Source organism: Archangium sp. (assembly GCF_036389735.1).
In the GTDB taxonomy this organism is placed as follows: domain Bacteria; phylum Myxococcota; class Myxococcia; order Myxococcales; family Myxococcaceae; genus Archangium.
Genome location: NZ_DASVWK010000097.1, coordinates 1 through 10906, shown reverse-complemented (window position 1 = coordinate 10906; position 10906 = coordinate 1). Strand labels below are relative to the sequence as shown.

6 protein-coding genes and 2 pseudogenes are annotated in these 10906 nt (G+C 67.5%); 4 read left to right on the top strand and 4 right to left on the bottom strand.

Translation table 11 applies throughout. The features are described from left to right. Positions 1-259, bottom strand: a pseudogene (locus VF794_RS03855) (hypothetical protein); the annotation flags it as partial. Between the two features lie 715 nt (positions 260-974). Between VF794_RS03855 and VF794_RS03850 the strand changes: the two are divergent. Next, positions 975-2267, top strand: coding sequence for a hypothetical protein (locus VF794_RS03850; RefSeq protein ID WP_331107817.1), 1293 nt, complete (start codon positions 975-977; stop codon positions 2265-2267). Further along, positions 2264-2611 (top strand): annotated as a pseudogene (locus tag VF794_RS03845) (DUF2019 domain-containing protein); the annotation flags it as partial. The gene VF794_RS03850 and the pseudogene VF794_RS03845, both read left to right, overlap by 4 nt. 990 nt (positions 2612-3601) lie before the next feature. Here the strand turns inward: VF794_RS03845 and VF794_RS03840 are convergent. Continuing rightward, positions 3602-4252 (bottom strand): TetR family transcriptional regulator, encoded by a 651-nt coding sequence (locus VF794_RS03840; RefSeq protein ID WP_331107815.1) that lies wholly within the window; start codon positions 4250-4252, stop codon positions 3602-3604. Here VF794_RS03840 and VF794_RS03835 point away from each other — a divergent pair. Further along, on the top strand, positions 4163-5689 hold the full coding sequence (locus tag VF794_RS03835; RefSeq protein ID WP_331107818.1) for a carboxylesterase/lipase family protein: 1527 nt from the start codon (positions 4163-4165) through the stop codon (positions 5687-5689). The genes VF794_RS03840 and VF794_RS03835 overlap by 90 nt on opposite strands. Positions 5690-5750: 61 nt before the next feature. Here VF794_RS03835 and VF794_RS03830 read toward each other — a convergent pair whose 3' ends face one another. Continuing rightward, positions 5751-8006, bottom strand: coding sequence for an ATP-binding protein (locus VF794_RS03830; RefSeq protein ID WP_331107813.1), 2256 nt, complete (start codon positions 8004-8006; stop codon positions 5751-5753). Positions 8007-8239: 233 nt separating this feature from the next. On the opposite strand from VF794_RS03830, the gene VF794_RS03825 reads away from it, so the two are divergent. Beyond that, the gene (locus VF794_RS03825; RefSeq protein ID WP_331107811.1) at positions 8240-10144 is read left to right on the top strand and encodes a family 43 glycosylhydrolase; all 1905 of its coding nucleotides are present in this window, start codon (positions 8240-8242) and stop codon (positions 10142-10144) included. Between the two features lie 39 nt (positions 10145-10183). Here the strand turns inward: VF794_RS03825 and VF794_RS03820 are convergent, their stop codons facing one another. After that, positions 10184-10555: a TIGR02265 family protein gene (locus VF794_RS03820; protein ID WP_331107809.1), complete on the bottom strand. Its 372-nt coding sequence runs from the start codon at positions 10553-10555 to the stop codon at positions 10184-10186. Positions 10556-10906: the final 351 nt, after the last annotated feature.

Here is a 10906-nt window from a genome sequence, read left to right as displayed (position 1 = left end):
GGGCGGACACCTCGCCGTCACGCGCCATCATCTGCGCCGACACGGTGCTCGACACCTTGCCCAGCGAGCCCCGGATGAAGGTGGGCGCACCGTCCTCAAGGCCCAGCACTTCCACACCGTCAAGCCTGGCCAGCATGGCCTGCACGTCCGCATCCTTCCGCGTCTCCTCGGGTCCCCCGCCGCCCTCCTCCACCACGCCACATGCCGCCACGCTGGCACCCAGCCACGCCGCCAGCCACGCCGCGCAAATCGTTCTCACTATGCGATTAGCCAATGCGTCCCCCTCGCGGTAAGGGCAATGACTTGGCGAGTGAACTTCGCGAATTCAAGGGACTATGCTTATTTTCAGGGTATTCTTTTTTTCTCGAAAGGTTGAAGTTCAGTCCAGGCCAACAGTCTCTGCCTCGGGGGAGAAAAGCGAGGGGTGTTCCGTTCCGCAGACCCCTCGGCCGTATAGGCGGGAGACAAGCCAAGTTGAGGGTGAGGGCTGGCTCCTCCCGGCGCCCTAGGCTTTGTCTGTGGTGGGCGCTGAGGGGGAGCCGGGCAACTCGCCTGCCCGCGCACCCTCAAGCGATGGGAAGCGCAAGGGCCCCGCACAGTCACCCTCGGGAACGTCACGTTCCCGGCTGGGGAGCAAGCTGGGAAGCAAGGCGCGGCGCGCGAATAGTGCCGCCCCCCATCCGGCCGGAGGGAAAACCAACCTACCCGATGGGTTTCCAGCACCACACCTGACCCGACGGCTTGACCTAGCTGTCAGCCGCTTTCTGTAATTGACGGGTTTGGGCTTCCAGCTCGGGCGGCTCGCCCGGAGAGGTGCGGCAATGTCTAGGCATTCTGTCAATACTCGCCCCGTTGACACACGGCGGCCCCTGCGCGCGGGTGCGCTGGCTCTGGCGGTGCTGATGCTGGTTACAGCGTGCGCCACGGGGGCCCCCATGGGTAGAGGGTTGACGGCTTCCCGTTACCGTCCACCCGTGCCGGGCGATTCGCCCGAGCCGTGGGCGCTGGAGTCAGAAGCCGAGGACGGAGGCCAGCAGGGAGAGGCTTTTTTTGCCAAGCTGCCCACGGACTTCGCGCCTGTGCAGGTGAGTGACGCCGAGTTTTCGGCAGCCATGACGACACTTTGGCTTAACATGCCGCTTCGGGTGGCCGCGTCCCGCCCCCCAGTATATGTGGGCCGTAGGCTGGCGTTGGCTTCCGCGCACTTGAGTGGCAAAGCGTGGCAATCAGACCTAGCCCGCTCGTATGGACTTCACTGCGAGCGGTGCGGCACCCCGGGAGACTGTCTGACGCTGTTTGAAGATGGGCCCGGCTTCCAGGATGACGACAAGCGCAGCCTTGCGCTTGCCCTGGCGGTGGGCCCTGCCTTGGAGGGTGTAAACGCGGAAGTGCGGGCCATGCTCGATCCTACGCGAATGCTCGCGATGATCAGCATCAGCATTACGGTTTATATGGCGCTGCTGCTGGCGCCAGTGCCCGAGCCGATAACGAAGGGCGCGGCCCTGGTGTTTAGCGCCGCCTTGTGGGGCTATCTCGGTTATGAATTCTTCGACTTGCTGCGGGCCTATGCGCAGCTTTACGACGATGCGCCCCGGGCCTCTACCTTTGCGGAGCTCCGCGAGATTGGCGAGCGTTTCGGGCGTGTCATCGGTCCCAACAGTGTGCGCATTCTCGTAATCGTGGGGACGGCGGCGATAGGTGAAGCGGCGGTGCTCGCTTCCAAGGCCCCGAAGCTCCCCGGGTTCGCGCAAGCACCGGAGCGAGTCGCGGCTAGTACCGGCTTGGGCTTGCTGGAGACGGCAACCGGAGCCGAGCGCCTTATTGTCTCTGTGCCAGAGGGGACGATCCGCGTGGTGTTGGCGCCTCATGCCGTGGCCATGGCTGCCCGGGGCGTTGGCGCTGGGAGTCCTGCGCCGAGTCGGGGTAAGCTACTACCGAACGGACACAGGGCGTGGGGGTCGTTTGGTGGCTTCAAGTCGGCTATGGGAAAGGCGGGCCCCGGAAAGGAGTGGCATCACATCGTGGAGCAGACCAAAGGCAACGCGAAGCGGTTCGGGGAGGAGGCCCTGCATAATACCGAGAATGTTATCGCGCTAGACAAGGTGCTTCATACACGGGTCAGTGCTCTCTTTTCTAGAAAGGCGCTTAGGATTACGGGCTCAAGGATTCTGACGGTGCGGCAGTGGCTCAGCACTCAGTCCTATGAGACGCAACGGGAATTTGGCCTGCTGGCCATTCAGAACGTCAGAAACGGCATTTGGCCATGATTGATTTGCAAGGTCTTGTGGCGGAGTTTGCGCGGCATGTACAGGCAGAAACCGAGGCGGCTTGGCGGGGCGATTCCAAGACAGCGAACAAGCACGTCGATCAGTGCTTAGCCGTGTTTGACAAACTGCGGGCTCATGGTGACGCCGGACGGGATGCACTCGCGGTGCTCTTCACGCATCCACGAATGGACGTGCGTGTGTCAGCGGCGGCGCTGCTGTTGCGCCATCGCACGGCGGAAGCCAAAGCGGTTTTGGAGGAAGCAGCGAAGGGCAACGGACTGGTCCCTTTTGAAGCATCCCAGGCGTTGAAACGCTGGGAAGAGGGTACATGGGCCCTAGACCCTGCCGACGATGATGCGGGGTCGCCCGAAGCGACCGGCCCGGCAGAGCGTAGCAAGCGCAGCCGACCACGCACGCAAGGCGCCGCGACTGAAAAGCGGAGGGGGAGCAAGCGGGGCAAACGCGGCGGTTGATCTTGAGGAGCGCGCGCCAGGGCACGGCACGTGAATCTCGGGCCGGTAGAGGCCACCAGGGCATGGCAGGCGAAGCTCGGGCCGGTGGAGGCCCCACCAGGGGCAGCCACGGCGCGCACCTCGGGCCAGTAGAGGCCACCAGGGCACGGTATTAGTAGGCTACGGTATCGGCGCCAGAAGCTAGGACGAGGGGCGAAGGGCTCGCCACTTTTCGCCCGGCGAGGGGTCCAAGGGGACCAAAAAAGGACCAAATCGAACGGACGCGCATGGACTCGCCCGGACAGATGGGCGCCCCATTTTCAGAGGGAAAATGGGGGGTGGGCCTCTGGTCCCGAGGGAGGGCGGATCCGCCCTTGGCGGCTTCGATTCCCGCCGCCTCTACTCTGTATCTCCCGGAAAGGACTCAACTTTCCGGAAGGCTGTAGCAAGGGATGTAGCAACGCCCCGGGCGCCATCAGGTGCTTCGGGGCTTTCTTTTTCGGCCGGAACCGTCCCTCACCCTGTTCTTCGACACGAAGCTGGCACGCGTGGAAGTGGAGGGGCAGGAGCGGTTCCGCCGGGTGAAGATGATGGACGATACCCTGACGCTCGTGGCTTCGGAGGCTCTGCACGACAGAGAGCGTGTGCCGGTGAGGGGCTGCACCAAAGCCAAAGCTAACGTGGTTCTTGTATGCGGCAGAAGCGCTGGGGCGAAGACAGATCCTCAGGACGGTCGGCCAACAACCCAGCCGGGCAACGCGGTCGCTTGCTTCACCCAGGTCGCCCTGACCTCCGTGGCCTACCGCATGCTGGGCTCCCGGTGGCGGGTAGGTCGTGGCTGGGGAGCTGTGGCGGCCCGTCCCGTGACGAGCAGGCCGCGCGCTACGTGGCCCGCCCTACCCCGACGACCCCCCGCATCAGCAGCTTCTGCCCGGCTGGTGGGCAGGCCGCGCCTTCGTCGACGATCGCCTGGGTCGTGGCCTCCAGCCAGCGACGGGTGGAGGCGAGGCGCGCCCCGGCGAGCGGCTGGCTGGGCAGCAGCTTCCAACTGGTGAGGAAGCCGGTCCAGAGAAGGTTGAGCCGCGCCGCACGCCCCTCGCCGTCCGGTGGTCCCAGCCACCTGGCCAACGGCGCGATCACCTTCGTCTGGAGAAACTCGACGCTCGCCGCGTGTGCCGCGGGATCGGCCGCCGAGAGGATCATCATTGCCAGCGGGCCCGAGGCGTCCTGCGAGTCGCAGAGGGCCGCAACCATGTCCACTCCGAAGCGGTGCCGCCGGTCTTCGCGCAGCAGCGGAGAGATGTCGATCACCCGCTCCAACGTCGCCCGGAACAGCCCCTCCTTCGAGCCGAAGTAGCGGCCGACGAGCGCGGAATTCACCCCGGCGAGGTCCGCCACCTCTCGCACGCCGGTGTTGGTGAAACCTCGCGTCGAGAACAGGGTCTGCGCGGCGTCGAGGATCGCGGTGCGCGTGCGCTCGGCATCGCGCTGGCGCGTCGCTCTCTTGGGCTCGGTGGGGCGGGACCTGTACACGGCGGTTTACCTACGACGGCGACTGGGGAAGGTCCGGTCATCGCGGATACCGCGAGTGGCCAGGTTCGCGGTGTCCTCTCCGAAGGCATCCGCGTCTTCAAGGGGATTCCGTACGGCGGGCCCACGTCGGGCAAGAACCGCTTCATGCCGCCGGTGAAGCCCGAGCCGTGGAGCGGCGTTCGTGATGCGGTCGAGTACGTCTGGACTCCCGACGTGGGAGCTGGCGGGAAGCGTCCCGTCATGGTCTGGCTGCACGGCGGCGGCTTCGTGGAAGGCTCCGGGTCGGCCGCCCTCTATGACGGGACCTCGCTCGCCCGGCGCGGTGACGTCGTGGTGGTCACGCTCAACCACCGGCTCGGAGCGCTGGGCTACCTGTACAGGGGCACCGGGGCCCATGCGCCCTCGGGCAATGCCGGCATGCTCGACATCGTCGCGGCGCTCGAGTGGGTGCGCGACAACATCGCCTCCTTCGGCGGGGACCCGGGCAACGTCACGATCTTCGGAGAATCGGGCGGTGGCATGAAGGTGACGCTCGTGCTCGCCATGCCCGCGGCGAAGGGACTGTTCCACAAGGCCATCAGCCAGAGCGGTGCCCTCGTGCGCGCGCTGCAGCCGGAGCAGGCGACCGCTCATGCCGGCGAACTGATGGCCGAGCTCAAGCTCGCGGCGGGAGACCTCGAGGCGCTGCAGAACCTCCCCGTGGACAAGCTGCTCGATGCCCAGACAGTCGTCTTGAAGAAGGAGCGAGGGGCCTTCACCTTCAACTCGCCCTTCACCCCCGTGGCGGATGGGCAGGTCCTGCCCGGCAATCCGTTCGACCCCTCGGCCCCCGCCGTCTCGGCCGGAGTGCCTCTGATGATTGGCACCAATCAAGACGAGATGACGCTGTTCCTCCACGGGAAGCTGGGAGTGATGACCGACGGCCTGGCACGCATGGGCCTGGGCCGGCTGGCGGGCGACGCGAAGGACCGGGTCTTCGATCACTACCGTCGCGCCATGCCGGACGCCCCGGCGAGGGACGTGATCATCATGGCGGGCAGCGACCTGTTCCGGGCCTCGTCGCTCCTGGTCGCGGAGCGCAAGGTGGCCCAGGCGGCTGCCCCCGTATACGTGTACCTGTTCACCTGGGAGACGCCGGTCCTCGAGGGCAAGCTCAAGGCCACCCACGCGCTCGAGATTCCCTTCGTGTTCGACAACGCCAACCTGGTTCCCAGCCTTACTGGAAAGGACCCCGAGCGCTTCAAGCTGTCCGAGCAGATGAGCTCGGCGTGGATCGCCTTCGCGCGCACCGGCAACCCGAATCACGCCGGCATTCCCGCGTGGCCGGCCTACACCACCGAGCAGCGCCCCACCCTGCTCTTCAACCTCACGTCCCGGGTCGAGAATGATCCGGGCCGCGAGGAGCGCCTGCTCTGGCACGGCATCCTCACGAAGTAGTCATGAGCCGGGCACGATCCACATCGAGGGCGCCTGAGTCACGCCGGCCTCGGGAAGCGACTCAGCCCCGAGGCCGCTCTCCCAGCGTGAAGAAGAAGGTGGAGCCCTGCCCCGGCGCGGACTCCAACCACAGCTCGCCCCCGTGCAGGCGCACGAGCCGGCGCGCGATGGCCAGTCCCGCGCCACTGCCGCCTCCATAGGTGCGCGCCGGGTGCAGCCGGCGGAACATCTCGAAGACGGCCTCGTGGTACTGCCCGGGGATGCCGATGCCGTTGTCGCGCACGTAGAAGACGTATTCGTCCGGGCGCTTCCTCGCCGGGTGCGAGCAGGGCTCGCCCGGACCGATGAAGCCCACCTCCACCCAGCGGGGCTCGCCTTCCTGGCGGTACTTGGCGGCGTTGGTCAGGAGGTTGGCCCACACCTGGCGGATGCGAACCCCATCGCACTCCACCCGAGGCAGCGCGCGGGGCGTGCGCACCTCCATCCGGTTCTCCTTGAGCCGGGACGCCACGGTCAGGAGCACGTCCTCCACCAGCTCCCGCATGTCCAGCTCGCCCCAGGCCTGCTCCACGTGGCCCACCCGGCTGTACTCGAAGAGACCCTCCAGCAGCCCCTGGGTCCGCTCCGCCAGCCACCGCATGTCCTCGATCTGCTTGCGCCCCTCGCCATCGAGCGTCCTGCCGTGGTCATCCAGGAAGAAGCTCGCGTACTGCTGGATGCCGCGCAGGGGCTCCTTGAGGTCGTGCGCCACGATGCTCCCGAAGGCGTCCAGCTCCTTGTTGGAGCGGGCCAGGGCGGCGGCGTGGCGCAGCACCACCCCGACCAGACCGCTGCGGAAGCCCTCCGCGGATTCCAGGTCCACCCGCGTCCAGGGCGTGCTCCTCCCGCGCACCGTCTCCTGCCAGGCCTCGAAGGAGGCCCGTGGGTGGAGGCGTGGGACACCGCCCGGCCCGGGTACCACCGCCTTGCTCGGGTTGCCCGCCCAGGTGATGGTGCGCGTCACCTCCGGGCGGAACCAGAGCGCGTAGCGAGGCAGGTTCGGGTTCGAGTCCAGCCGCACCGCGAGCAGCCCGCTGGCCACGTCCGCATAGGCGGCGGCTGGCGGGTACGCCTCCGCCAACCGATCGGTGAAGAAGGCGGAGCCGACGGAGCGATCGGCCAGCCAGAAGGCCAGCTCCACCACTTCGGACAGGGGAGGCGTGGCGCCCACGAGGATGGGAGTCTCTCCGAGCAGGAGCGCCGCACCGCCCGCGCCGGTGAGCGTCAGCAGCAGCTCCCGCTCCTGGGAGAGCGCGGCGGGCAGCGCGTGCGTGCCCTCCGCCAGCCGCTCCATCAAGCGGGACCGGAGGGAGGAACGTCGGGCGAGCTCCTCGGCCTCGGCGCCGCGCTCCTCGGTCCCCAATTGCAGCGCCAGCAGCCGGGCCAGCACGTCGCACGCCCGTCGCGTGGCGGGCGACAGGCACCTCGGCTCGGAGTGATGGCAGGCGATGAGCCCCCACAGCTGACCGTCCTTCACCAGCGAGATGGAGAAGGAGGCGGCCACCCCCATGTTGGCCAGGTACTCCAGATGCACGGGGGACACGCTGCGCAGGGCCGCGCCGGACAGGTCCAATGGACGGCCCACGCCGGGGAGCACCTCGGGCACCAGGGGGACGGGCCTGGCCCGCGCGTCGGCGATGAGGCGCAGGGTGTTGCGCGTGTAGAGGGCGCGCGCCTGGGCGGGGATGTCGCTGGCGGGGAAGTGCCGGCCCATGAAGCCGTCCACCCCCTTCGCGAGACTCTCCGCCACCACCTCCCCGTGCCAGTCCGCGTCGAAGCGGTACACCATCACCCGGTCGAACCCGATGAGCCCGCGCACCGCGTCCGCCGCGGCCTGGAGCAGCCCCAAGGGGCCCCGGGCCTGGGTCAGCGGCGAGAGGAGCCGGTGCACCGCCGCCAGTGAGTCCTCCTCACTGCTCCCCTGCGCTCCCTCGGGCTCCAATTCCAGCACGGCCAGCCCACCGCTGCGGTGCACCAGCCCGGTGAAGACCCGGCCCGCGGCCTCGAGGCGCACGAGGTCACCGGTGGTGGTGGGCTGAGCCAGGGCCTGGGTGACGATCGCGAGCGAGGCCGGAGGGAGCACCTCGGCGAGTGGCTGGCCCACGAGCGCTCGCGGCGGCCGACCCAGCAGCGCCTCGGAGTTGGCGCTCACCATCGCGAGGCGGAGCCCCGGCTCGGTGAAGGCCAGCAGTACTCCATGCGGTTGGATGCCCCCCAACAGATGGATGGGCTCACGTTCGCACTGGGAAAGATCCACTTCGGGGGCAGCAGAGGACATGGGGAAAAACCTCACGCCCTGAGAATTCGCACGGGAAACGCATCCGCGGCGCGAATTTTACAACTCCGTCAAATCATCAACGGAACAGCATCAGCAGGGCGCATGCGTCCGGTCAGGGACAGCTACACCACGTCCGGGCGAGGGTCTCCGGTGTGCCCGGACCCTCGACCGGGCTCCCATCCGGCCTATGCTCCCCGGTCAGTCCGGCACCGTCGGCGTTGGAGGGAGTTCACATGGGCACTCGTCGCTTCACTCGGGCTGACGCCCTGCCGCGCGTGTTCGCGGCACTGTTGCTGCTGGCCACGCTCACCGCGCCACCGGCGTCGGCCGCCAGTTCGAAGAGCCCCGGCTTCTACAACAACCCGTTGAAGCCGAAGCTCCCGGGTGACGGGGTCATTGAAAGCTGTGCCGACCCCACGGTGCTGCGCGGGCAGAGACGGGGCGATCCGTACTGGTACATGTACTGCACGACGGATCCACTGAACGACAAGGACCTCGACGCCCAAGGGAAATTGGTCTTCCACAGGATCCCTCAACTGCGCTCCCTCGACATGCTCGACTGGGAGTACGTCGGCGACGCCTTCCAGTCGCTGCCTGGCTATGCCGTCAGCAGCGCGGGGCTGTGGGCGCCGGACGTCGTCTACTCCTCGGCGCACGACAAGTACTACCTGTTCTTCGTCGTCACCGACACGACCACGACGACGTGCACGAGCGACAGCGCGATGGGTGTCGCGACCAGCGACAGCCCCACAGGACCGTGGAAGTTCTCCGACGAGCCGGTGATTGGCCCGCGCAAGGACACGGCCAGCGCGGATCCCTGCGCGTTCTTCTGGACCTTCGATCCGGACGTCCTGGGTGACTCCGTCGGCACGAACAGCGTCTTTTACTATGGCAGCTACTCCGGGGGCGTCTTCGCCAGGACGGTCACGTTGACCGCCGAGGGTGCCACCGTTGGCGCCGACGAGACGCGGATCACCATCGGCAACCGCTACGAAGGTGCGAACGTCGTCTTCCGCGACGGCAATTACTACCTGTTCGTGTCGTCGACGAATTGCTGCAATGGCGCGCTGACCGGCTACAGCGTCTACGTCGGGCGAGCCACCAACCCGCTCGGTCCGTTCGTGGATCGCGAGGGCAACTCGCTGCTGGACACGCAGGTCGGCGGAACACCTGTCATCAGCATGAATGGCAACCGTTGGGTTGGAACCGGGCACAACACGGTCTTCCAGGACGCGGCGGCTCAGTGGTGGACCGTCTACCACGCGGTCGATCGGTCCGACCCGTTCTTCGAAACGGCGACAGGCTTCACCAAGCGGCCCGTGCTGTTGGATCCCTTGGACTGGGTCGACGGGTGGCCGACCGTGCGCGGGGGCTTCTGGGCTTCGGACGGTAAGATGCCCGCGCCCGCGGCGCGAGACGGGTTCAAGTCCCGGTACCGGATGAAGCTGGCGCGGCCGCACGTCCCCGGGGACCGCATCGCGGCGGCGTCGGACATGTTCGACGGGACCGCGCTGCGCGACTCCTGGTCGTGGGTGCGACCGCCAGACTCGAGCACGTACGCGGTCGCCGATGGGACGTTGCGCTTCCATGTGCAGAAGGCCGACATCCACCTCGACAGCAACACCGCCTCGCTGCTGACACGCTCGACGCCCAAGGGCGACTACCTGGTCGAAACCAAGGTGCGCCTCGACGTGCCGGATGAGGGCTGCTGTTTCAACTACGTTCAGGCTGGCGTGGTGATCTACGGCGGCGACGACGACTTCATCAAACTCACGAACACCTCCATGGGGGAGACGCGTCAGACGGAGTTCTCGAAGGAGCTGGCGTCGGTGCCGGCCGGATGGGGGCGCCATGGCAACACGGTCGTCGGCGCCCCTTCGGAGGACTGGACGTACCTGCGCGTCGCGGTCGAGCGCCTCACGGGCGAGGCGCGCCGCGCCGCTGGCGGCGACACCACGGCGTACACCGCGTACACGAGCCAGAACGGCGTGGATTGGGTTCGCGGCGGAACCTGGACGCACTCGATGACCCACCCGCGAATCGCCCTCGTGGCGATGGGGGGGGGCGGCGACTTCACCGCCGAGTTCGACTATGTCCGCGTCCACGCGCTGCGGTCTGGCGAACGCGCGGGGCGATGACGCCGCCACGGCTCCTCCTCATCCGCGCGGTCATCGTGCTCACCCTCTCGGCTGGCGTAGGAGGGTGAGGCAGCACGCGGCCCCGCGGAACGAGTCCTTCCAGCCGAGTTGTCGCAGGGCCTCCTCGATGCTGCCATACCTGCCACTCAGCCCCCGCGCCGCGGCGGCGAGCAAGCGGAGGAGTGAGCTGGTGGGGTAGTTGAAGAAGTCCAAGAACTCCTTCGCGCCGCTTGCCTCTTGGCAGTACCGCACCAGCGCCTCGTCACCCCCGAGCTCCCGGACCATGTTCAACGTGGCCGTGAACAGGACGCCCCGCGTGGTGTGCTCCGGCGTCGCCAGGCGCAAGCGCTGCTCCAGGTCCAGCTCCACGTCGTACGGGGAGGGGTTGCCTCCCTCGGGCTCGTCGCTCATCGCTCCCGAGGATAGCACCCCCATCCACCGAGGCTGGATCAGGCGCCTCAGGGTTTGGTCGCGGAGAGAGGGTGCGGAGAGGGGGATCCGGATCCATTCCCAGTGCGCCAACCAGACGTCCCATCACGTACGCCAGCACCCGCCTACGGCCTCCACGGTGAGGACAGGCGAAGGAGAAGCCCGGGCCACCGCTGGCCCAGGCTTCTTTCGTTTCATCAGGGGCAGCCGCACCACGTCCGGGCCAGGGAGTCCGGTGTGCCCGGACCCGGCTGGTAGAGGTACGGGCCTCCCGAGAGGGCATGGCACAGGGGCTCGGTCGACTTGTCGTAGGCCGCATCACTCGTGCCCACG

Bases quoted from the DNA above. Each gene is read 5' to 3' on its own strand.
- VF794_RS03830 (WP_331107813.1), bottom strand. From the start codon at position 8,006: ATGTCCTCTGCTGCCCCCGAAGTGGATCTTTCCCAGTGCGAACGTGAG.
- VF794_RS03825 (WP_331107811.1), top strand. From the start codon at position 8,240: ATGGGCACTCGTCGCTTCACTCGGGCTGACGCCCTGCCGCGCGTGTTC.
- VF794_RS03820 (WP_331107809.1), bottom strand. From the start codon at position 10,555: ATGAGCGACGAGCCCGAGGGAGGCAACCCCTCCCCGTACGACGTGGAG.